General features: G+C 69.3%; 23 protein-coding genes. 14 read left to right on the forward strand and 9 right to left on the reverse strand.

The features are described from left to right. Positions 1 to 5: 5 nt before the first annotated feature. The 7 genes from EV649_RS19105 to EV649_RS42055 all read left to right on the forward strand — a co-directional run bounded on the left by EV649_RS19105 (position 6) and on the right by EV649_RS42055 (position 6591). Positions 6 to 1457, forward strand: coding sequence for a cytosine permease (locus EV649_RS19105; protein ID WP_130384777.1), 1452 nt, complete (start codon positions 6 to 8; stop codon positions 1455 to 1457). After that, positions 1457 to 1972 carry a cysteine hydrolase gene (locus EV649_RS19110; RefSeq protein WP_130384778.1) on the forward strand — a complete coding sequence of 172 codons (516 nt, stop codon included), beginning with the start codon at positions 1457 to 1459 and terminating at the stop codon, positions 1970 to 1972. The genes EV649_RS19105 and EV649_RS19110 overlap by 1 nt, the downstream gene beginning before the upstream one ends. Continuing rightward, a complete protein-coding gene (locus EV649_RS19115) occupies positions 1951 to 2679 on the forward strand; it encodes a GntR family transcriptional regulator (protein ID WP_241998351.1) in 729 nt (242 codons plus the stop codon). Before EV649_RS19110 ends, EV649_RS19115 begins: the two co-directional genes overlap by 22 nt. Positions 2680 to 2868: 189 nt before the next feature. After that, positions 2869 to 3027 carry a hypothetical protein gene (locus tag EV649_RS40825; RefSeq protein WP_157996263.1) on the forward strand — a complete coding sequence of 53 codons (159 nt, stop codon included), beginning with the start codon at positions 2869 to 2871 and terminating at the stop codon, positions 3025 to 3027. Between the two features lie 216 nt (positions 3028 to 3243). After that, complete coding sequence (locus EV649_RS42050; protein WP_277875675.1) at positions 3244 to 3372, forward strand: hypothetical protein; 129 nt, start codon at positions 3244 to 3246, stop codon at positions 3370 to 3372. Positions 3373 to 3385: 13 nt separating this feature from the next. Continuing rightward, positions 3386 to 3547 carry a hypothetical protein gene (locus EV649_RS40830; RefSeq protein ID WP_157996264.1) on the forward strand — a complete coding sequence of 54 codons (162 nt, stop codon included), beginning with the start codon at positions 3386 to 3388 and terminating at the stop codon, positions 3545 to 3547. A gap of 104 nt (positions 3548 to 3651) precedes the next feature. Next, positions 3652 to 6591 (forward strand): helix-turn-helix transcriptional regulator, encoded by a 2940-nt coding sequence (locus EV649_RS42055; protein ID WP_277875676.1) that lies wholly within the window; start codon positions 3652 to 3654, stop codon positions 6589 to 6591. 14 nt (positions 6592 to 6605) lie between these two features. On the opposite strand, the gene EV649_RS19125 is transcribed toward EV649_RS42055, so the two are convergent. From EV649_RS19125 to EV649_RS19145, 5 genes are all read right to left on the reverse strand, one after another. Next, a complete protein-coding gene (locus EV649_RS19125) occupies positions 6606 to 6833 on the reverse strand; it encodes a hypothetical protein (protein ID WP_130384779.1) in 228 nt (75 codons plus the stop codon). A gap of 181 nt (positions 6834 to 7014) precedes the next feature. Then, entirely contained in the window at positions 7015 to 8364 is a 1350-nt protein-coding gene (locus tag EV649_RS19130) for a serine hydrolase domain-containing protein (protein ID WP_130384780.1), read from the reverse strand. A 4-nt stretch (positions 8365 to 8368) separates the two neighbouring features. Then, positions 8369 to 9385 (reverse strand): dipeptidase, encoded by a 1017-nt coding sequence (locus tag EV649_RS19135; RefSeq protein WP_130384781.1) that lies wholly within the window; start codon positions 9383 to 9385, stop codon positions 8369 to 8371. A 23-nt stretch (positions 9386 to 9408) separates the two neighbouring features. Then, positions 9409 to 9765: an NADH-quinone oxidoreductase subunit A gene (locus EV649_RS19140; protein WP_130384782.1), complete on the reverse strand. Its 357-nt coding sequence runs from the start codon at positions 9763 to 9765 to the stop codon at positions 9409 to 9411. A 13-nt stretch (positions 9766 to 9778) separates the two neighbouring features. Further along, positions 9779 to 10534 (reverse strand): hypothetical protein, encoded by a 756-nt coding sequence (locus tag EV649_RS19145; protein ID WP_130384783.1) that lies wholly within the window; start codon positions 10532 to 10534, stop codon positions 9779 to 9781. A gap of 268 nt (positions 10535 to 10802) precedes the next feature. Here EV649_RS19145 and EV649_RS19150 point away from each other — a divergent pair, with 268 nt between their 5' ends. Continuing rightward, the gene (locus EV649_RS19150) at positions 10803 to 12779 is read left to right on the forward strand and encodes a 2-oxoacid:acceptor oxidoreductase subunit alpha (RefSeq protein WP_241998353.1); all 1977 of its coding nucleotides are present in this window, start codon (positions 10803 to 10805) and stop codon (positions 12777 to 12779) included. After that, positions 12776 to 13855 carry a 2-oxoacid:ferredoxin oxidoreductase subunit beta gene (locus EV649_RS19155; protein ID WP_198682561.1) on the forward strand — a complete coding sequence of 360 codons (1080 nt, stop codon included), beginning with the start codon at positions 12776 to 12778 and terminating at the stop codon, positions 13853 to 13855. The genes EV649_RS19150 and EV649_RS19155 overlap by 4 nt, the downstream gene beginning before the upstream one ends. Here EV649_RS19155 and EV649_RS19160 read toward each other — a convergent pair. Continuing rightward, entirely contained in the window at positions 13852 to 14496 is a 645-nt protein-coding gene (locus tag EV649_RS19160) for an HAD family hydrolase (RefSeq protein WP_130384784.1), read from the reverse strand. The two genes, EV649_RS19155 and EV649_RS19160, sit on opposite strands and share 4 nt — an antisense overlap. Continuing rightward, positions 14493 to 15644 (reverse strand): alpha-hydroxy-acid oxidizing protein, encoded by a 1152-nt coding sequence (locus EV649_RS19165; protein ID WP_130384785.1) that lies wholly within the window; start codon positions 15642 to 15644, stop codon positions 14493 to 14495. The genes EV649_RS19160 and EV649_RS19165 overlap by 4 nt, the downstream gene beginning before the upstream one ends. 125 nt (positions 15645 to 15769) lie before the next feature. Here EV649_RS19165 and EV649_RS19170 point away from each other — a divergent pair, with 125 nt between their 5' ends. Genes EV649_RS19170 through EV649_RS19180 form a run of 3 tightly spaced genes read left to right on the forward strand, consistent with a single transcriptional unit; the run spans position 15770 to position 18806 of the window. Beyond that, positions 15770 to 16969: an MFS transporter gene (locus EV649_RS19170; protein ID WP_241998355.1), complete on the forward strand. Its 1200-nt coding sequence runs from the start codon at positions 15770 to 15772 to the stop codon at positions 16967 to 16969. 35 nt (positions 16970 to 17004) lie between these two features. Continuing rightward, positions 17005 to 18252, forward strand: a complete 1248-nt coding sequence (locus EV649_RS19175; protein WP_130384787.1) for a DUF445 domain-containing protein — start codon at positions 17005 to 17007, stop codon at positions 18250 to 18252. Next, positions 18249 to 18806, forward strand: coding sequence for a DUF402 domain-containing protein (locus EV649_RS19180; protein WP_130384788.1), 558 nt, complete (start codon positions 18249 to 18251; stop codon positions 18804 to 18806). The genes EV649_RS19175 and EV649_RS19180 overlap by 4 nt, the downstream gene beginning before the upstream one ends. Here EV649_RS19180 and EV649_RS19185 read toward each other — a convergent pair. Further along, entirely contained in the window at positions 18803 to 19549 is a 747-nt protein-coding gene (locus EV649_RS19185) for a D-Ala-D-Ala carboxypeptidase family metallohydrolase (protein ID WP_130384789.1), read from the reverse strand. The two genes, EV649_RS19180 and EV649_RS19185, sit on opposite strands and share 4 nt — an antisense overlap. A 153-nt stretch (positions 19550 to 19702) precedes the next feature. Here EV649_RS19185 and EV649_RS19190 point away from each other — a divergent pair, with 153 nt between their 5' ends. Next, on the forward strand, positions 19703 to 20239 hold the full coding sequence (locus EV649_RS19190) for a SigE family RNA polymerase sigma factor (protein WP_347233135.1): 537 nt from the start codon (positions 19703 to 19705) through the stop codon (positions 20237 to 20239). Continuing rightward, a complete protein-coding gene (locus EV649_RS19195; RefSeq protein WP_130384790.1) occupies positions 20239 to 21663 on the forward strand; it encodes a hypothetical protein in 1425 nt (474 codons plus the stop codon). Before EV649_RS19190 ends, EV649_RS19195 begins: the two co-directional genes overlap by 1 nt. Here the strand turns inward: EV649_RS19195 and EV649_RS19200 are convergent. Next, complete coding sequence (locus EV649_RS19200) at positions 21660 to 22412, reverse strand: TIM barrel protein (RefSeq protein ID WP_130384791.1); 753 nt, start codon at positions 22410 to 22412, stop codon at positions 21660 to 21662. The genes EV649_RS19195 and EV649_RS19200 overlap by 4 nt on opposite strands. Between the last annotated feature and the right edge of the window lie 21 nt (positions 22413 to 22433).

The raw sequence follows: 22433 nt of genomic DNA on the forward strand, positions 1-22433 counted from the left end.
CCGATATGACCGACCAGGTCGAGGGGCAGCAGACCCGTGCGCTCGCGGTGGAGAGCAACGGGCTGAACGTGATCGCGGACGCGGACCGGAAGGGCCGCCCGAACCAGCTGTTCTGGCCGTGGTTCGGCGCCAACGTGTCCGTGCTCGGACTGAGCTACGGCGCGTTCGCGCTCGGGTTCGGGATCTCGTTCTGGCAGGCGGTGATCGCCGGGCTGATCGGGGTGGTGTTCTCGTTCCTGCTCTGCGGGCTGATCGCGCTCGCCGGCAAGCGCGGGTCGGCGCCGACGATGGTGCTCGGCCGCGCCGCGTTCGGGGTGCGGGGCAACAAACTGCCGTCGCTGGTCTCGTGGCTGCTGACCGTCGGCTGGGAGACCGTGCTGACGATCCTCGCGACGCTGGCGACCGCGACCGTGTTCGAGCGGCTCGGCTGGGGCGGCGGCACGCTGACCAAGGTGATCGCGCTGCTCGTGGTCGGTCTGCTGACAGTCGCCTGCGGCGTACTCGGGTTCGACCTGATCATGCGGGCGCAGACAGTCATCACGATCGTCACCGGCGTACTCACGGTCGTCTACATCATCCTGGTCGCCGACCAGATCCACTGGAGCACCGTCTCCTCGCTGCCGAGCGGGTCCGCGCAGGCGGTGATCGGCGCGCTGGTCTTCCTGATGACGGGCTTCGGGCTCGGCTGGGTGAACGCGGCGGCGGACTACTCGCGGTACCTCCCGCGCAGGTCGTCGAGTGGCGGCGTGGTCGGTTGGACTACGTTCGGCGGCTCGCTGGCTCCCGTCGTCCTGCTCGTGTTCGGTCTGCTGCTGGCGGGGTCGTCGGAGGATCTTTCGAAGGCGATCGGTGCTGACCCGATCGGGGCGCTCGCCGAGGCGTTGCCGACGTGGTTCCTGGTGCCGTTCGTGATCGTGGCGGTGCTCGGACTGGTGGGTGGCGCAGTACTGGACATCTACTCGTCCGGGCTCGCGCTGCTCTCGCTCGGGTTGCCTGTGAAGCGGTACGTCGCGGCGTTCATCGACGGTGTGGTGATGATCGCGGGGACCGTGTACGTGGTGTTCTACGGCGGCGAGTTCCTCGGGCAGTTCCAAGGGTTCCTGATCACGCTCGGCGTACCGATCGCGGCGTGGTGCGGGATCATGCTCGCCGACATCGCGTCCCGGCGGCGCGACTACGCGGAGGACGACCTCTACCGGCCTACGGGGCGGTACGGCGACGTGCAGTGGCTGCCCGTGGCGACGATGGTCGTTGCCACCGGCATCGGGTGGGGACTCGTCACGAACACGCTGGCGTCGTGGCTGACCTGGCAGGGGTACCTGCTCGGAGCGTTCGGTCTCGGCGGCAAGGAAGGCGCGTGGGCGTACGCGAACCTCGGCGTACTGGTGGCGCTGGTGCTCGGTTTCGTCGTGCAGTGGTTCGGCGGGCGGTCCGCCGTACGGCGTCAGGAGGCCTGATGGTGCTGGCCCTCATCGACCTGCAGCGGATCTTCGCGGACCCGGCGTCCGGGTGGGCGACGCCGGATTTCCAGCGGGTCGTCAAGCCGACTCGGGAGCTGATCAAGCTGTTCGCGCCGGAGGTGGTGTTCACGCGGTTTGTCGCGCCGGAGGAGCCGGCCGGTGCGTGGGTCGGGTACTACGGGCAGTTCCCGTTCGCGCTGCAGCCGGCGGACTCGGAGGACTATCAACTGGTCGACGAATTCAAGGGCGCTCCAACTCTCGACAAGACCACGTTCGGGGCTTGGGGGCCTGAGCTGGCGGCACGGGCCGACGGGCGGCTGGTGCTGGCCGGGGTGGCGACCGATTGTTGCGTGATCAGTACGGCGCTTGCCGCGGTGGATGCCGGCGTACAGGTCCAGGTCGTCGAGGAGGCGTGCGCCGGGTCGACCGCGGAGAACCACGGCAAGGCGATCGACGTGATGCGGCTGTACGCGCCGATGCTGGAGATCGTGTGCGTGGAGCAGTTGCGATGATGCGCCGGATCTCCCTGAAACACGAGCGGATCGCGCGGGTGCTCGCGCGGGAGATCAAGTCCGGCGTCGTACGGCGGGGCACGCAGCTGCCCGGTGAGGTCGAGCTGGCGAAACGGTTCTCGGTCAGCCGCAATACCGTCCGCGCCGCGCTCGCCGTACTCGCCGAGGACGAGCTGATCGCGACGCACACCGGCAAGGGGTCGTACGTGCTGTTCGACGGGCGACCGCTGGATGGGCGGCTCGGGTGGACGCATGCGTTGTCGGAGCAGGGTGTGGAGACCCGGATGCGGACGGTGCGGATCGAGCTGGAGGAGGATGCTGCGCTGGCTGCTCGGCTCGGGTTGTCGTCTCCGGAGATGGTGGTCATCGAGCGGGTTCGGCAGCTGACGGACGGTACGGCGATCTCGCTCGAGCGGAGCCGGGTTCCGGCGATCGAGTCGCTGCGGGACCTGCCTGAACGCGGTCTGGACAACGGGTCGATCAGCGTCACGCTCAACCGCGCCGGGCTGTACCTAGATCACTGCGAGCAACGCCTTCGCGGCCGTCCACTCACCCCCGTCGAGGCCGGGCACCTGGCCCGCCCGCACGGCACCTGGTTCCTCCACACCACCCGAACCAGCTGGACCGCCACCGACACCTTCGCCGAACACGCCGACGAACTCCTCGACCCCACCCACTACGAGCTGAGCCTGACCTACCGCAGCTAGGTCAGCGGTGGACGCCCACGCAGGCAGAAGTAGCTCCCGCACGGCGTGTCACTGCCGTTTTTGGGGGGTTATGCCTGCGTGGCGGTCCACCTAAGGACTCCGTTGCCCTGGGCATAGGGAGTTGTGCTGATGTGGGGAGTGTCCTCAGGGGAGCACTGTCTTGTCATCGACAGGAGCTCGGAGGACATCATGTTTGTTTACTCGACTGACGCGGTGCGGGCGGAGATCAAGTACCGGCAGGACAAGATTCGGCGGGACTACCAGCGCCCGTTGTGGTTCCTGCCCAAGCGTGCGCCGCGGCCGCCCCAGCCCTGCGCGCCTGAGCTTCGGGCCCGTCCCGCGATGTGACCGCACGATCACCGCCCCAGCCCCCTCCCCCAAGGCGCGGCCGGCTCTTCGGAGCCGGCCGCGCCACCGTCATTCCGGGACCCCTAGGACCCCCTCAGAACACCTAGGTACCGCCCACCCGCGGGGATAGGGAGGACTTCCGATGTGCGGGTCCTCCTCAGAAGAGCAGATTTACACCTGTCGGCAGGCAGCCGGCACCAGCAAACGGAGGAACACATGTTCACGAACGCATCTGTCAAGGCCGAGGTCGACTACCGCAGGGAGCGCCTCAGCCGTGACTTCCGGCAGACCCGGAACACCCGGGGCCGCCGGACCATCAGCCACCTGTTCGGCCGGAAAGCCTGAAGGGAGGGAAACCATGATCAACATGCCACTGACCCCGGACGCCGTGAAGGCGGAGACGACCTACCGGCTGGAGCGCGCCAAGCGTGACTTCCGGGTCGCGAACCGTCGGCAGCGCAAGGAGCGGACCACGCAGTCCGAGCCGCGCCACGCCCTCCGACCCCGCCCGGCCGCATGACACCCGAAACCGCCGTCCCTGATCGAGAACTCGCGATCAGGGACGGCGTTTCTGCGCCTGGGAGAAAGCCTGGGCGCAGCCAGCGGACGGGATACCGTCGATTTGTGTCGGCACCAGGGGCGAAGATGGACGACGTGCCCTGGAACTCGACACCTCTCGTCGGCCGCTCATCCGAGATGGCCACTCTGCTCAGCGCCGTGGACGACGCCAAGACGCGTCGCGCCGGCGCCGTGCTGCTTTCCGGTGACGCCGGCGTCGGCAAGACCCGGCTACTGGACGAGGTGGCGACCGGAGCGCACGAGCGCGGATTCGGCGTCCTGGTCGGGCACTGCACCGACTTCGGCGACGCCGGCCTGCCGTACCAGCCGTTCTCGGAGATCTTCGGCCGGCTGGCCGGCGACCGCCCCGACCTCGTCGAGGGCGTGCTGACCAACTTCCCGGCGATCGGCCGGCTGCTCCCAGCGCACCGCCTGCTGAGCGCGCAGCCGGTGCCGCAGGAGGGCCAGCTCGACCGGGCCGCCCTGTTCGACGCCGTCCTCGGCGCATTCACCGCGCTGGCCACCAGCGAGCCGCAGCTGGTGATCATCGAGGACGCCCACTGGGCCGACGACTCGACCCGGGACCTGATCGGTTTCCTGATCACCCGGCTGACCTCGCAGCGCCTGGCGCTCGTGGTGTCGTACCGCAGCGACGACCTGCACCGCCGGCACCCGCTGCGCCGCCCGATCGCCGAGTGGTCCCGAAACCCCCGGGTACGTCGCGTGAACCTGCTCCCCCACGACGCCGACGAGGCCCGCACCCTCCTGCACCTGCTGCTCACCGACCCGCTGTCACCGGCCGAGGAGCGCCGCATCCTCGAGCGGGCCGGCGGCAACGCGTTCTTCACCGAGGAGCTCGCCGCCGCGGCTTCGATGGGCGACGGCGACGCCGTGCCACCCGATCTCGCGGACCTGCTGCTGGTCCGCCTCGACCCGCTGTCCGACGAGGCCCGCCAGGTCGCCCGGGTGATCGCGGTCGCCGGCCGCCGCGTCCCGCACGACCTGCTCACCGCCGTCGCGAAGCTGCCGGATCGTGAGCTCGACGACGCTCTGCGCGAGCTGATCGACGCCCACATCATCGACGTACCGACCAGCGATCGGTACTACTTCCGCCATGCCCTGCTGGCCGAGGCCGTGTACGACGATCTGCTGCCGGGTGAGCGCGTTCGCCAGCACGCGGCGTACGTACAGGAGCTGGAGAGTCAGACCGTCGCGGGCACCGCGGCCGAGCTGGCTGGGCACGCCACCCGGTCCCACGACCTGGCCACCGCGTTCGAGGCCCGGGTTCGGGCCGGTCAGGAAGCGCTGTCGGTCGCCGCGCCGCAGGAGGCGCTGAAGCACTACGAGATGGCCCTCGAGCTGTTCCCGAACGCAGCGCCGACGAGCACGGTCGACAAGACCTGGCTGGTCGTCGACACGGCGATGGCGGCCACCTTGTCTTCCCAGCACCTGCGCGCCGTCAAGCTGCTCCGGAAGGCGCTGGCCGACCTGCCGCCCGACGCGCCGAAGCTGCAGCGGGCCGAGCTCCTGCTGCCGTTGGCGGACATCGCGCTGGTCATCGACCAGGACAAGGAGGCGAGCGAGGCCGTCTCGCAGGCGCTCAAGCTGGTCCAGGACGAGCCGGCCAGCGTGTTCAAGGCGCAGGTCGCGTCGCTGTACGCCCGCGTCTCCGACGCGCTCGGCCGGCCGATGGAGGCCGAGCGCTGGGCGCACAAGGCGCTCGAGATCGCCCGCGAGGCCGGCCAGGAGTCCGCGGCCAGCGACGCCGGGATCACGTTGGCCCAGCTCCGTCGCCGGGCGGGCGATCCGGAGACCGCGGCGAAGCAGCTCGAGGAGGCCGCCGTACGGGCGCAGCTCACCGGCGACTCCCCCGCCGAGGTTCGCAGTCGGTTCTTGCTCGGGTCGACGCACTACGAGCAGGGCGACCTGCTGAACGCGAAGGCCTCGCTGTCGTTCGCGACGAAACGGGCCGGTGAGCTCGGGCGGCAATGGGCGGCGTACGGGTTCGACGCGCGCCGGATGCTGGCGCTGACCCAGTTCATGCTCGGCGAGTGGGACGAGGCGGCAGCGACGGCCCGGACGGACGCGATGACGCCGGCGGCGGCCGCGGCGGCGTTGCGGGCAGTGGAGTTCTCGGTCCGCAGCGGGCGGGGCGACACCGCGGTCGCGGAGGAGTTCGAGCTGTCCCGGAAGTGGTGGGATCTCGACGTGATGCTGCCGATCATCGGGCTGCAGCCGGCCGTCGACGCGTACCGCGTGCTCGACAAACCGGCCGAGGCAGAGAAGCTGATCGCGGAGGTGTCCGCGCTGTGCGCCGACGTCTTCCAGACCGAGTGGTTCCTCGGGCGGATCCGGTTCTCCACGCTCGGGATGCAGCTGCTGTGCCACCGTGCCGTCGGTGAGCCGTCGGCCGCGGCCGAGCTGGTCGCGCGCGGTGCGGAGCTGCTCAACGTCGGGCAGGCGACCGCCGAGAAGGGGATGCCGCCGGGGCGGCTGATGGGTGTCGAAGGGCTCGCGTGGATCGCGCGGCTGGAGTCGGAGTGGGATCGGCTGCGGTGGCTGGCCGGGATCGACGCGCCGACGCCGGAGGAACACGTCGCCGCCTGGCAGCGGACGACGGACGCCTTCGGTTACGGGTACGTCTTCGAGCAGGCCTGGTCGCGGATCCGCCTGTCGGCGGCACTACGCGCCGCGGGCCGGGTCGCCGAGGCGAACGAGCAGACGGCGATGGCGGCCGAGGTCGGTCGGGAGTTGAACGCGCGACCGCTCCTGGAGGAGGCCGGCGGCGTCGACACCGGTGGCGCCAGTGCGTTGACGTCGCGGGAGACCGAAGTACTGCGGTTGCTGGCGGAAGGACGGACCAACCGGCAGCTGGCGCGGGAGCTGTACATCAGCGAGAAGACCGTCAGCGTGCACGTGTCGAACATCCTCGCGAAGCTCGGCGTCCGCTCCCGCACGGAAGCAGCCGCGGTGGCCCGCCGCGACGGACTCCTCGACGGGGACTAGTTCGACGGGGACCGCTAGCCGTGCCTGCGGCGCCGGTCGCCGGCTTCGGTCTCCAGATGCCGGGCCCGGGCGCGAGCCAGGTCGTCACCCGCGGGCACCGGTTCGGCGGGATGCTCGGCCGTGGAGTGATCGAGCTCGGTGATGTCGTCGAAGACCTTGCGGGCGTGCCGCATCCTCGCTGCGGCCAGCAGCACCAGCCCGGCCGCAGTGAGGGCCATCAATACCCACAGTTGCCACGACATAGCCTCACCGCCACGTATTCGCCCCGTGTCCCCGAGTAATCACCATAGCCCCGATGTCGGCACTTGGCGATCAGGTGTACGCATTCCGTGACCTCAGCGCTTGAAACTCACGTTTTGTTGCCCATTGCAAACACATAGGGTGATCGGGCAACGAGCCTGGAGCGGCGAGGGGCGACTACTTTCAGTGACTGCGCGGCGTGCGTCTGCCGCCGCGGAACAGGTACGCCGCGCGGCCGTCGACCGCCTCGCGGAAAGCGAGCACCTCGTGCGTCCCGTGCTCCGCCTCGGCCGCGATCAACCGGGTGTCGTCGAGGGCGACGAGCCTGGTCCGGTGCGGCTCCGGGTACAGCAGCCGCGCCTCGTCGCTGACCGCCTCGTCGAGCACCCAGAACTCCCCGTCCTGGACGCTGATGGTGGCCTGCGCCAGTACGCCGGTGTAGCGACCGGTGACCAGCTCCGGTGAGATGTCGACGGGCTCCGTCGGCGGCACCGGCCGGGTCGGCAGCTCGACCCCGGCGGTCTCGCGGAGGATGTGGCCGACCAGTTCGTCGTACAGGGGTCCGGTGCTGCCGCCGTTGGTGAGGAGCACGACCGCGACGCCCTTGTCCGGCACCAGCCGGAAGAACGCCGACTGGCCGACGGTCCCGCCGTCGTGGCCGTAGAGCCGCCCGCCCTCGACGTCGAAGATCATCCAGCCGACTCCCCAGTGCTGCGCGAACCCGCCGATCGCCGGTACGTCGACCTGCGGCTCCCACAACTGTTCGATCGTGTCCCGATCGAACAGCGTCGCGTCCAGGTACCCGCGGCCGAACGTGAGCAGGTCCCGAGCACTCATCGCCAGCAACGACCCGGCCGGGGCCATCGCATGCACCAGGCTCCACACCGGCGCGGTCTGCAACGGAGCACCCGGCTTCGGCGCCACGTGCCCCAGCGCCGCGCGATACAGGAGCGCCTCGTCCGCGATCGTCGCGACGTGCTTCAGTCCGAGCGGTACGGCGATACGCTCCCGGACGAGCTGGTGGAACGGCTTCCCGAACAGGACCTCGGCGATCCGCCCGAGCACCACGAAACCGGAGTTGTTGTACGAGAACCCGGCGCCCGGCGCCACCTCCTGCGCCAGCCCGGGCAGCACATCCCGGACGAACAACTCGACCGCGTCGTCACCACGCGAGGTCGGGGTGAAGGCGTCGCCGGAGAACCCGCTGGAGTGGGTGAGCAACTGCCGCGGCGTGATCACCGCGGCGGCCTCCTCGTCAGCGAGCTTGAACTCGGGCAGGTAGTCCCGCACCGGCCGGTCGAGATCGACCTTGCCATCGGCAACCAGCTGCAGGATCAGCGTGGTCGTCCAGAGCTTGGTGATCGACCCGATCTGGAACACCGAGTCGACGGTTGCCTCGACTCCCGTATCCAGGTTGAGGATGCCCGCGGCCGCCGTACTCACCTCGCCGTCGGCAAGGACAGCGACCGAGGCCGCCGGTACGCCGTGCTTCGTGATCAGGTCCGCGAGGTTGTCGTCCAGCCAGCTCTGCACGTCGTCACTCCTTGGATGAGAGAACCCGGACCAGGTTCTGGCCGAGGACCTTCCGGATGGTTGGTTCGGGCAGTCCCCGGGCCAGCAGGGCGTCGGTGACCAGCGGCATCCCGGCCGGGCCTTCGAGGCCGGGGACGTACAGCTCGGCGTCGAGGCCCTGGACGACCACCGGCCGGTCGCAAGCCGGGATCTTCTCGCCGAAGACCTCCGCGACGAAGTCACTGCCGAGCCCGACGTGGTCCTCGCCGGCGACGTCGAGGATGTGCAGCACGTGGTCGGCCAGGTGATCGACGGTCGGCTTCTCGGCGGTGGTCAGGAAGCCGGCGAAGAAGTTCACGCAGATCACGCCGCCGGTCGCGGCGATCGCACGCAACTGCTCGTCGGTCAGGTTGCGGTGGTGCTCGCGCAGCGCGAACGCGCTGGAGTGCGAGGCGACGACCGGCCTGGTGGCGAGCTCGAGGATGTGCTCGGTGCCGGTGCGGCCGACGTGCGAGACGTCGATGAGTACGCCGAGCTCCTCGAGGAGCCGTACTGCCTCGACGCCGGCGTGCGTCAGTCGGCTTCCGGTCGCGTCCTCACCCGATCCGTCGCCGAGCGCGCTGCGCCCGAAGTGCGTGAACGAGACCATCCGGACGCCGAGTCGCTGGAGGGTCTGCAGGAGCTCGAGGTCGGTGTCGATCTGCGGGCAGCCTTCGAGGGCCAGGATCAGCGCGATCTTGCCCGCCGCGGTCGCGGCCTCGATGTCGCCGGGCGCCGTACACAGCGCGACCTCGTCGGCGTTCGCTTCCGCGATCCGGTGCGCGGCCTCGATCATCCGGAGCGTCTCGCGCAGCGCCCCTTCGGGCAGGAACTCCGAGTCGATGAACACCGGCAGCACCTGGACGTCGATACCGCCGTCCCGCAACTGCGGGATCCACCGCTCCCTGAAGTACGCCGACCAGACCTCCTTCGGCCGCCGCGCGACCAGCATCAGCAGATCGTTGTGCGCATCCGCCACCACCGCGTCGCGGTGCAGGTCCATCCGTTCCCCCTCGAAGTCAGCGGTCACGTCCAGCGCAGGACGCCCTTGCGGTACGCGTACAGCAGGCCGACGGCGACGAAGGCCAGGAAGACGAACATCTCGATCAGGGTCGCGACGCCGAGGGTCGCGAAGATCGTCGCCCACGGGAACAGGTAGATCGCGTCCACGGCGAAGATCACGTAGAGGTACGCGAACAGGTAGTACCGGATGTGGACCTGGGCCCAGCCCTCGCCGACCGGGTCGACACCCGACTCGTAGGTCTTGAGCTTGCCCTCGGTCGGATAGGTGACCGTCAGCGCCTTGTTCAGCGCGAAGGCACCGAGCAGCCCGACGAGGCCGAGCGCGACCACCGCGGCGATGACGCCATAGCTCTCCGACACGGCAGCAGTCTAGCTAGTTCGTGCAGAGAAGCAGGGAGTCGATCGAGACGTACGGGCCGTAGCCGGAGCGGACGTCGGCGACCTGGAGGCGCAGGCGGGTCACACCGGTGACGTCGTAGTTCAGCCAGGTCTCGGTCTCCTGCTGCATCCGGACCGAGGTCAGCGCCGTCGTCCCGTTGTGCAGCGACACCCGGACCAGACCGTCGGTGAGGTTGCCGAGCCAGTTCCGCGAGTACCGGCACCCGGTCGAGTCGACGTCACCCCAGACGTACCCGCCCTGGTTCGCCAGCAGGTCCGCCTCGGCCCGCCGCGGCCCCTCCTTCGGCGGTACGACGGTGAACTGCGGCTGGCCCGCCCCACCCGCGGCCTTCAGGCCCTTCTTGAACATCCCCCGCCACACGTAGTGCTTGAAGCTGATCATCGGCGAGATCGCCGCCGTGTACGGCGCCTGCGGGCCGACAGCGATCCGGTACGTCCGGATCGACCCGGGCTGCACCGTGGTGATCGTCACGCTGCTGCCCGACGAGTACCCGTGCGCGACCTCCTGCCAGCGCTTCAGCGACGGGATCCACTGGTGCAACGGGATCCGGGTGCCCGTGACGGGCGCCGGCGACAACGTTCCGACGACCGTGATCACGCCCTTGGTCGCGTCCGTCGTACGAATGCTGTAGATCTTCGCCGTCCGCGCCGGTGACGGGACCGCGGATGCGATCGGGGCAGCGCACCCCAGCATCAGCAAAGTCAGCAGTCCGATCAGCACACGGCGCATGAAGCAACTCCCTGAATTCACAGCTAGATGAGGTCACCCTGCCGGTTCTCACTCCTGATCGCAAGCGAGCGCTTGCACACGGTGACCCCGACCGGTTTCGCCCCTACCCGACCGGATCACCTTGTAACACCACGTCCCAGGCTGTGGACCACTGGGGCTTCCGCATGATTCCGTTCTAAGGGCGAACTAATATTGGGGTTATCGCCCTGACGGGGGGATCGACCTGTCACCCACAAGGTGGCTGGACGACCCAAGCTTCGACTTGGAGATGAACAGAACAGTGACCATCGAGGTCAAGCAGCTCGACCGCGTGGTGATCCGCTTCGCCGGCGACTCCGGCGACGGGATGCAACTCACGGGGGACAGGTTCACAGCGGAAACGGCATCGTTCGGCAATGATCTGTCGACCCTGCCCAACTTCCCAGCGGAGATCCGGGCACCAGCCGGAACCCTGCCGGGAGTGTCGTCGTTCCAGCTCCACTTCGCCGACCACGACATCCTCACGCCGGGTGATGCGCCCGACGTGCTGATCGCTATGAATCCCGCGGCGCTGAAGGCGAACCTCAAGGACGTGCCGCGGGGCGCGACCCTGATCGTCGACACCGCGGACTTCACCGCGCGCAACCTGAAGCGGATCGGGTACGACGAGAATCCGCTGGAGACCGGCGAGCTCGACGGCTACCACGTCGTACCGCTGAACCTGACCGGCATGACGGTCGAGTCGGTCAAGGAGTTCGGCCTGACCCGCAAGGACGCGTCCCGGGCGAAGAACATGTACGCGCTCGGCCTGGTGTCCTGGTTGTTCCAGCGGCCGGTCGAGTCGACCATCACCTTCCTGCAGACCAAGTTCGCGTCCAAGCCGGACATCCGGGACGCGAACATCGCGGCCTTCCGCGCGGGCTACAACTTCGGTGAGACCGCCGAGGAGTTCTCGGTCCGGTACGAGGTGAAGCCGGCCCACATGGCCACCGGCACCTACCGGAACATCTCCGGCAACCTGGCGCTGGCGTACGGCCTGGTGGCGGGCGCCCAGCGGGCCGGTATGCCGCTGGTCCTCGGTGCGTACCCGATCACCCCGGCGTCCGACGTACTGCACGAGCTGTCCAAGCTCAAGCGGTTCAACGTCACCACGATCCAGGCCGAGGACGAGATCGCCGGTGTCGGCGCCGCCCTGGGCGCGTCGTTCGGCGGTGCCCTCGGCGTCACCACGTCGTCCGGTCCGGGCATCAGCCTGAAGTCCGAGACGATCGGTCTCGGCGTGATGCTCGAGCTGCCGCTGGTGGTCTGTGACATCCAGCGCGCCGGCCCTTCGACCGGGATGCCGACCAAGACCGAGCAGGCCGACCTGCTGCAGGTGATGTTCGGCCGCAACGGCGAGGCGCCGCTGCCGGTGATCGCCGCCCAGTCCCCCGCGGACTGCTTCGCGATCGCGGTCGAGGCGGCCCGGATCGCGATCACCTACCGCACGCCGGTGATCGTGCTGTCCGACGGCTACCTGGCGAACGGTTCCGAGCCGTGGCGGATCCCGGTCATCGAGGACCTGCCGACGATCGACCCGGACTTCACCGTCGAGCCGAACGCGACCGACGACAAGGGCGCCCCGAAGTACCTCCCCTACCTGCGCGACCCGGAGACCCTCGCCCGTGCCTGGGCGGTGCCCGGTACGGCGGGCCTGGACCACCGGATCGGCGGTCTGGAGAAGGAGGACAAGACCGGGAACATCTCCTACGACCCGGCCAACCACGACCTGATGATCCGCACCCGCCAGGCGAAGGTGGACGGGATCGCCGTCCCGCCGGTGGAGGTCGACGACCCGGACGGTACGGCGAAGGTCCTGGTGCTCGGGTGGGGTTCGACGTACGGCCCGATCGGCGCCGCTGTCCGCCGGGTCCGCAAGGTCGGCGGCAAGATCGCCCAGGCGCACCTGCGGCACCTGAACCCGTTCCCGTCGAACCTCGGCGACGTGCTGAAGTCGTACGACAAGGTCCTCGTGCCGGAGATGAACCTCGGCCAGCTGGCGATGCTGCTGCGCGCCAAGTACCTGGTCGACGTGGTCTCGTACGCGCAGGTCCGCGGTATGCCGCTCGGCGCCGCGGAGCTGGCCGAGGTGATCGGCAACCTGGTCGAGGAGACCGAAGGCATCGACGACGACGCCCGCCACCTGGGGGCGGCCGCGGCCGCCGTCAAGCACGGCGAGGCACTGGCCGACCAGAACGGTCATCTCAAGACGGAGGGAGCACGATGAGCACCGTAGAGCTCGGTATGCCGAGCCTGCCGAACGGTCTGCACGGCGTCCCGGCCGCGACCGAGCCGCAGAACCGCAAGGAGTACGTGTCGGACCAGGAGGTCCGCTGGTGCCCGGGTTGCGGTGACTACGCCGTACTCGCGGCCTTCCAGGGCTTCCTGCCCGAGCTCGGGATCAAGCGCGAGAACGTCGCGATGGTCTCCGGGATCGGCTGCTCGTCCCGTTTCCCGTACTACCTGTCGACGTACGGCATGCACTCGATCCACGGCCGCGCGCCGGCGATCGCGACCGGGCTGGCGACGGCCCGGCCGGACCTGAGCGTGTGGGTGGTGACCGGTGACGGCGACGCGCTGTCGATCGGCGGCAACCACCTGATCCACACGCTGCGGCGGAACGTGAACCTGAAGATCCTGCTGTTCAACAACCGGATCTACGGCCTCACCAAGGGGCAGTACTCGCCGACGTCGGAGCCGGGCAAGGTGACGAAGTCGACGCCGATGGGCTCGGTGGACAACCCGTTCAACCCGGTCTCGCTGGCGCTCGGCGCGGAGGCGACGTTCGTGGCGCGCACCGTCGACTCGGACCGCAAGCACCTCACCTCGGTGCTACGGGCCGCGGCCGAGCACCGCGGTACGGCGTTCGTGGAGATCTACCAGAACTGCCCGATCTTCAACGACAACGCGTTCGAGGCGTTCAAGGACCCGGAGACCCGGGACGACGCGATCATCCCGCTCGTGCACGGCGAGCCGATCCGGTTCGGTACCGACGGGCATCTCGGCGTCGTGCGCGACGGCTTCGCTTCGCTGGCCGTCCGCGAGGTCGCCGACCTGCCCGGCGGCGAGTCGGACCTGGTCGTCCACGATGCCCACACCGACGATCCGGCGTACGCGTTCGCCCTGTCCCGGCTGACCGACGCCGGCGTCCTGCACCAGGCCCCGATCGGCGTGTTCCGGTCCGTCGAGCGCCCGGCGTACGACGACCTGGTCCGCCAGCAGATCACCACCGCCCAGGAAACCCAGGGCACCGGCGACCTGCAGTCCCTGGTCACCGGCGCGGACACCTGGACCGTGAACTAGAGCAGCTCGAGCAAGGTCTGCCCGGCCGCGCGGTCCAGATGCCGCGCGGCCAGGCCGGCCGCTTGTGCAGCCACCACATCCAGCTCGAGGTTGTCGCCGATCATCAGCGCCTCGGACGGATCGACTCCCAGCGCTTCGCAGACCCTCTGATAGGCGCGCGGGTCGGGCTTGCTGAAGCCGAGCGACTCCGAGGTGCAGACGACGTCGATCAAGTCGGCCAGTCCGATCGCCTGCAACTTGGCGTTCTGCTGCCGGGTGCTGCCGTTGGTGAGCACGCCGATCCGCCATCCGTTGCCCCGAGCAACTTCCAGCGCAGGACGCGCGTCAGGGTAGGCGATCCAGTTGTTCACGTACTGCGTGAGGTACCCCTCGAACACCTCGTCCAACTCGGCGTCCGTCGCCGGCACCGGCCGACCGAGCACCGGCAGAAACGCGCGCAGCCGCCCGCGCCGCTGCCCCTGATGCGTGAGCTCCCCGGCCAGAAACCGTCCGAACTGATCCTCCTCGATCACGAACCACTCAGCGACCAACTCATCCGTCGGCGCAATCCCAAGCCCCGTCACCCAACTCCGAAGCCCCGCCACCGCACACCCCGTGTGATCGAACAACGTATCGTCCAAATCAAACACAACCGCCTTCATGCGCGGACTACCGAGTCGCGGTTTAGTTCTCGGTGGTTGGCGTGGCCGGAGAGGGCGAGGGTTAGGTCTAGTTCGGCCAGGAAGCAGCGGAGGACGTGCTCTACGCCGGCTTGGCCGGCCAGCGCTAGGCCGTAGAGCAACGGGCGGCCTAGGAGGATCGCTTTCGCGCCCAGGGCGAGTGCTTTGGCTGCGTCAGCGCCGGTGCGTACGCCGGAGTCGAAGAGGATCGTGAGCTGTTCGCCGACCGCGTCCGCGATCGCCGGGAGTGCGTCCAGCGAGGCGATCGCGCCGTCGACTTGGCGGCCGCCGTGGTTCGAGACGACGAGGCCGTCAACGCCGTGCTCAGCCGCGAGCTTGGCGTCCTCGACGTGGGTGATGCCCTTGAGCACGATCGGTCCGTCCCAGTTGTCGCGCAGGAACGACAGGTCGTCCCAGGACAGGCCGACGTTCGGGAACATCTGCGCCCAGTGCATCACCGCCGCGCCGGGGTCCTCCTCGATCGGCTTGGCCAGCTTGGCCCGGAACGCCGGGTCGCTGAAGTAGTTCGCCAGCCCCTCCCCCTTCAGGAACGGCAGGAACCCACGGTCCAGGTCGGCGGGCCGCCAGCCGATCGTCCCGGTGTCCAGGGTGACGACGAGTACGGCGTACCCCGCGGCCTTCGCGCGCTGCAGGAAGCTCAGGCAGACGTCGCGGTCGGTCGGGTAGTACAGCTGAAACCACTTACTGGTTGCCTCGATCTGCTCGATCGCGTGGCTGGCCTGCGTCGAGTGCGTGTAGGTCAGGCCGAGGGTGTTCGCGGCGCGCGCGGTCGCCAGTTCGCCGTCCGGGTGCGCGAGGGTCTGTACGCCGATCGGCGCAACCAGGACCGGTGCGGGCATCGCCGTACCGAGGATCGTGCAGGAGAGATCGCGCTCGGTGCTGCCGCGGAGCATCCGCGGCACCAGGCGCCAGCGGTCGAACGCGGCCCGGTTGGCCCGTGCGGTCGAGCCTTCGCCGGCGCTCGGCACGACGTACCCCATCGCCTCGGCCGGCAACTTCCCAGCCGCCTGCGACTCCAGCCGCGCCAGGTCGGTCGTGATCTCCGGCGTCACCCCCTGCAACATCCCCTGCAGGTAGATCTGCAACTGATAGTCCCCGAAGTTGGCCATGCCGGATCCTTGCATGACGCGGACCGCCAGGCCATCACAACGAGCTCTGTCCTGGGGTCTCTGCGCTCAGCAACCGCCGGGTGGGCGAATTGTGATGGCCTGGCGGTCCAGTGCGAGAATCAGGCGTGACAAGTTCAGTCGCTCCTGACACTGCCCGACACGTCAATCTTGCGTTGTTCGCGCTGGCGACGGGTGGGTTCGCGATCGGGACCACTGAGTTCGTCACGATGGGGCTGCTGCCGCAGATCGCGGAGGGTGTGCACATCTCGATCCCGACGGCCGGTCACGTGATCTCGGCGTACGCGCTGGGTGTCGTGGTCGGCGCTCCCGTGATCGCGGCGCTCGGCGCGCGGACCGGGCGGAAGCGGTTGCTGCTCGGGCTGATGGCGGTGTTCGTGGTCGGCAACGTGCTGTCGGCGGTTGCCTCGAGCTACGAGTTCCTGCTGGCCGCGCGATTCCTGTCCGGCCTGCCGCACGGCGCGTTCTTCGGGATCGGCGCGGTGGTCGGTGCGTCGATGGTGGCGCCGGATCGGCGGGCGCGGGCGGTGTCGATGACGATGGTCGGTCTCCCGGTCGCGAACGTCATCGGCGTACCTTTGACGACCCTGCTCGGGCAGCAACTCGGGTGGCAGGTGCCGTTTCTCGCGGTCGGCGTACTGGGGTTGCTGACGCTGGTCGCGGTTTGGTTCTGGGTGCCGCCGCAGCCGGTCGGCAGCGATGTCAACGTCCGCAGCGAGCTCAGCGCGCTGGCCCGGCCCCAGGTGTGGATGGCGTTGCTGGTCGGGATGGTCGGGTTCGGCGGGATGTTCGCGACGTACTCGTACATCACGCCGACGATGACGGAACTGTCCGGTTTCTCCGAGTCCGCCGTGACGATCGTGCTCGGCGTGTACGGCGTGGGCATGACGGTCGGCACTGTCCTCGGTGGCCGCCTCGCCGACCGGTGGTTGATGGGCAGCGTGTACGGCGGATTGGTCGCGGTGGCCGTCGTACTGGGAATGTTCGGCTGGCTCGCGCAGACCCGGCCGGGCGCACTGGTCGGTGTGTTCGCGATGGGCTGCTCCGCGAGCATCCTGGTGCCGGCGTTGCAGACCCGCCTGATGGACGTCGCGCACGAAGGGCAGTCGCTGGCTGCGTCGCTGAACCACTCCACGCTCAACATCGCCAACGCACTCGGCGCCTGGCTCGGCGGCGTCGTACTGGCCGCCGGCTACGGCTACGAATGGCCCAGCCGCCTCGGCGCCGCGCTCGCCGTCGCCGGGCTGATCCTGGCCGTGATCTCCGGTCTCATGGAACGACGCGGGTCCACTCAGGTACTTGCCTGAGGGGTTCGTCACCGCCGACTTGGTTAGATCGGTGTATGGCGACCTTGACCTTCGGCGCGGCCGATCTGGTACGGCGGCGTGGGCTGCGGCAGATGCGATCAGTGGCGTTGGCGCTGCTGGTCCTGGCAGCGGTGATCTACGTGGTGACGCTGCACCGCAGCGGCGGCTGGGCGTACGTGAACGCGGCGGCCGAAGCGGCGATGGTGGGCGCGCTGGCGGACTGGTTCGCGGTGACGGCGCTGTTCCGGCGTCCGCTCGGGCTGCCGATCCCGCACACCGCGATCGTGCCGACCCGGAAGGACAGCCTCGCCGAGAGCCTGGAGCAGTTCGTCACCGAGAACTTCCTGTCCGAGGAGGTCGTCGCGGAGAAGATGCGGACCGCGGAGGTGAGTCGGCGGGCCGGTGAGTGGCTTGCCGCCGGCAACCACGCCGAGCGGATCGTGGCCGAAGGCGCGCGGACGGTCGGGGCGGCGCTGCCGAAACTCGGCGACGACGACGTGACCGCGTTCGTGAGCGGATCGTTGCTGCCGCGGTTCGTGAAGGAGCCGTTGAGCCCGATCGCCGGGCACTTCGTGGAGTCGGTGGTGGACGACGGCGCCCACCACGCTCTGTTGGACCTGTTGCTCGTTGAGGCACACGACTGGCTGGCCGACAACCGGGACCTGCTGGCGGATGTCGTCGGGCCGCGGGCGCCGCGGTGGTCACCGCACTGGGTGGACCGGATGGTGATCGACCGGATCCACCGCGAGGCGCTGGCATGGCTCGCCGACGTACGGGACAACCAGTCGCATCCGGCGCGGCGGGCGATCGATCGGCTGCTCGGGCAGCTGGCTCACGATCTGCAGCACGACTCGGACACGATGGCGCGGTTCGAGGCGTGGAAGGCGCGGATGCTGACGCACCCGGACATGGGTTCGAGCCTGACCGCGGTCTGGGACGCGATGCGCACCGCCCTGATCGACTCGATCAACGACCCGGACAGCACACTCCGGGCGCGGGCGATCCGGGCCCTGCAGGAGCTGGGGCAGCGACTCCAGGACGACGAGTCGCTGCGCGCGAAGGTCGACAGCCGCGCGGCCGAGGCCGTCGGGTACGTCGTCCGCACGTACGGCCGCGAGATCGTCTCGGTCATCTCCGACACCATCGAACGCTGGGACGGCCGCGAAGCCGCCGCCCGCATCGAACTCCACGTCGGCCGCGACCTCCAGTTCATCCGCATCAACGGCACCGTCGTCGGTGCCCTGGTCGGCCTCACCATCCACACCGTGAGCCAGCTGCTGTGAACCCGACGTACATCCGCAAACGCAAACGGCCGCAGGGGTCTGGGTTGTGGTCGGCGTATCCGATGGGGACCGATGCGTTCGGGAGTTGGTTCTACACGCCGGCGCATTCGCTGTTCCGCGGCGACAACGGCGAGTTCTGCGAGGTCGCCCAGCTCGGCCCTGGTGGTCCGGGTGAGCATTCTGTGCAGCTCGCTCCGCACGATGGTTGGTGGTTCGCGTACTTCCGGGCGAGCGGGCTGATCCACGTCGACGTGAGTACGCCGCCGGTGATGGCCGGGGCGGAGTGGACGTTCGAGGACCTGGAGCTGGATCCCTTCCGGCGGCCGGACGGGACGGTTGGCACCGAGGACTGGGATGAGCTGGAGGAAGCGCACGCGGTTGGTCTGGTCAGCGACGTGGAGCGTGACGCGGCTGAGCAGGCCGCTCGCACCTTGGAGAACGACCTCGCCGCCGGCGTGGAGCCGTTCGGGCGCGTCGGTTGGGATCGGTTGGCGGCGGCGGTAGCGCTCGGGCTACCGCCGCTCACCGACTTCGGAGATCGTCCGCTGGATTAGATGCCGCAGTTCGGGGCGCTCCAGTAGTTGCTGGTGCGGATGTCCGCGTGGGTGTGGTCGTTGTGGCCGGGGTAGCCGGGGCCGAGGATGCCGCCGAAGCCGTGGTAGCGAGCTTGCTTGGCGAGGGTGCAGAGCGAGTGGACACCGACCAGGTCCGCGGACCGGCCGTAGAGGTGCTGGCTGTCACTGGCACCGCCGACCTGGCTGTTGCACGAGTAGCTGCGGAAACCGCTGGTGATGGTGAGGGGCTGGTCACCGAGCGCGTGCCGCATCGCCTCCAGGTGCCACATCGTCTCGAGCGCGTTGGCCTTGGTCGCTGCCTCGGACAGCGGACCGCCGTCGTACCCCGATCCACCGCAGCCGTCGTCGAGCTCGGCGTACGTGAAATGGATCGGCGTGCAGTCGTCGTCCTGCAGCGCATAGATCTTGGTGAACGTGGCCGAACCGGCGACTCCATCCTGCGCCAGCCCGTAGGCCGCCTGGAATCGCTGTACCGCGGCCTTCGTCGCCGGGCCGAACTCGCCGTCGATCGCCAGGTGCGCGCCGTATCCGGGATAGCCAGAGACCCGGATCTGCAGCTGGCGCACGTCCGCGCCGGACATGCCTTGGCTGAGAGTGCGGCCCCACGTGTAACAGCCGTCCGCGTGGGCGACGGTCGTGGCCACGACCTGTGAAGCGGTGAGGGTCGCCACGAACAGCAGGAGTACGGCGAACAGCCGCGGCAACGGTCTAGTGATGGACATCGGACACCTCCGGGGCGGTGAAGGAATCTGTCCCGGAACAGCATTCCGTCATTTTCCGCCTCTTGGCCAGCGCTCGCGGGAAATTTCCGACAGACAGCAGACTTTCCGACACGGCAGGCAACTTTCCGGAACGGCCAGCCGGTCCAGCAGGATGTGAGCATCGACGACGGCGTCTTGGCGACGGGGGTGACCGCGGTGCACGACGGCACGGACACCTTCGACGCGTTCGTCGCCGCGCGCTCGCGGGCCCTGCTGCGGACCGCCTACCTGCTGACCCGCGACCACGCGCTGGCCGAGGACCTGGTCCAGACCGCGCTGGCGAAGGCGTGGTTCCACTGGTCCCGGATCCACGAGGACAACCCGGAGCCGTACGTCCGGCGGATCCTGGTCACGACGTACTCCTCCTGGTGGCGCCGCCGCTGGAACGGCGAGATCCCGACCGAGGAACTGCCCGACGCCCCGACCGCGGACGGCGAGGACGGACTCGACCTCTGGGACGCCATCGGCCGTCTCCCCCGCCGGCAACGCGCGGTCGTCGTACTGCGCTTCTACGAAGACCTCAGCGAGGCCGAGACCGCCCGCCTGATGGGCAGCTCCGTCGGCACCGTCAAGAGCCAGACCGCCAAGGCTCTCGCCAAGCTCCGCCTCGACCCTTCCCTTGCCACCCCAGCAGATCTGGAGACCCCGTGATGAACCTCCAGGACCTGCGCGACGAGCTCGCCACCCGCGCCACCTCCGCCGACCAGCACTCGGGCGATCTGCTACCCGGTGTGCGGCAGAAGATCCGCCGCACCAAGCAGCGCCGTACGTTCACCGCGCTCGGCGTGGTCGCCGTACTCGCGGCCGTCGCGGCCGGTCTCGTCCCCAACCTGAGCCCGACGCCACCGGCCGACACCCCACCCGAGGACTACACCAGGGACGGCCTCACGGTCCCCGGAACGGTCGGCAGCGACAAGTTGCTCAAGGCATGGATCGGCGACCGCGGCCAGAGCAGTCTGACGTTCGCGTGGACCCCGACCACGAACTCGATCACCTTCCACGCCGACTGCGAGGCCGCCGGCGGCATGTCCACGATCCGCTTCCGCATCAACGGCTGGTACGTCGGCGACGCGAGCTGCGGCACCGGCCCGGAGGCGTGGGCGATGGCCAGCGGCGTCACCTTCGCGCCGGACTCCGCCTTCTGGCTGGTCTCTCCGGTCGGCAAGCCGGCGCAGGTCTCCGCCGAGCTGATCGACCTGGAGACCCAACGGCCGGTCGGCAAGGACAGCCGGATCTGGTTCGGCATCTACTCCACACCGTCCGAGCCGCCGAGCAGCAACGGCGCACCGGCACGGATGGCCCCGGTCGACGCGGGCGCCTACCAGAAGGACGGCGTGGTCTACCGGAAGACGGTCGGCGGCGACACCCTGGCCGCCGCGAAGGTCGCCGACCCGGGACGCAACGAGGTGCGGTTCAGCTTCACCGCGACCGGAGTCAAGCTGGTCCTGCACGACTTCTGTACGGCGAACGCGGGATCCGCCGGCGACAACCTGCCGTACACGGTCGAGATGCGCGTCGGCCCCGGGCAGCCGTTCAAGTCCACCTGCGAGGCGAGCTCCACCGACGCCGTGAAAGGCAGCAGCCTGACGATCGCCTCGCCGGTACCGGCCGGGCAACGCGTTGACGTGGTCGCGACGGTGATGCCGACGCACGGTGTCCGCCCGCCGATTCCACCGGACGTCCGGCTTGGCCTTGGCGTCTATTTCCAGGGTACCCAGCGCGTCATCGACGGGATGGAACTCCCGGAGCAGACCGAGGTGGCCGGATACCGGTACCGGCTCGCCGAGGTGAAGACCGCGCCCGGCCCGGACCGGCGCCTCGCGACCGATACTCCGGCGGATCAGCCGTACGTCGTCGCCTACGGAGGCTCTCCACTCGGCACGGGCGGCGGGTTCCGGGCCAGTCTCACGGTCGGCAAGACCGAGACCGGCGTCGGCGTCGCGTCGGACGCCGGCGGCATGGGCATCGGCTGGGACGCACACGGCGCCGGCCCCTCCGAGCGCGCCACCCTGACGATCGCCGAGGGCAAGCCCACCAAGGGAACCCTGATCCTGGCGATCTACCTGCCCGACTAGACCCAGCTCTGCAGGTCGGCGGCGTCCTTGGCGAGCTGCTCGAGTGAGTCGTCCGCGACGAACTCCAGCAGCGCGTTGATCTCGCGCGGCTCGGCGGCGAGGCGGTCGAGGACCGGCCGCCACAGCGACTCCCGGCCCGCGAGCGGCAGCCGGTTGTTGGACGGCCACCACGAGAACACATGCACCGTGCTCAGCCACGGCATCAGCGCCTCGAGCTGCTGCAGGCACTTCGCGTCGTCGAGATCGACCGGCGGCTGCCAGTACGTCGTGAGGTTCGGCGCGCCGACGTCGAGCAGCAGCGTGATCGTCGAGTCGACCTCGTCGGTGAGCGTGTTGCGATGGAACTCCATCGCGATCTCGATCCCCGCGCCGGCGGCCATGTCGGCGAGCTCGCCGAGTCCACGGGTCACGGCCATCCGGTCGCCGACGCCCGCATCCGCCGTACCGACATTGCCCGCCCAGACCCGGATCCGGGACGCGCCGAGCGCCTCGGCGGTGGCGATCGCGGAGCGCATCTCCTCGCGGTCCACGCTGCCGGCCCGCAGGTACGAGCCGTACGCCGCGACCTGCAGGCCGTGCACCTCGGTCAGGTTCCGCACCCGCTTGGCGTTGACCAGGTTGCCGAGCGGGACGTGCACGTCTCCGCCCCACTCGATCGCCGCGAGCCCGGACTTCGCCGCCACCTCCACCACCTGGTCGACCGGCAACTGGCGAAACGTCACCGAGACCAGACCGGTCCTCACACCCACGCGCGCCTCCTGGTGTTCACT

The organism is Kribbella sp. VKM Ac-2569 (assembly GCF_004216905.1).
Lineage (GTDB): Bacteria > Actinomycetota > Actinomycetes > Propionibacteriales > Kribbellaceae > Kribbella.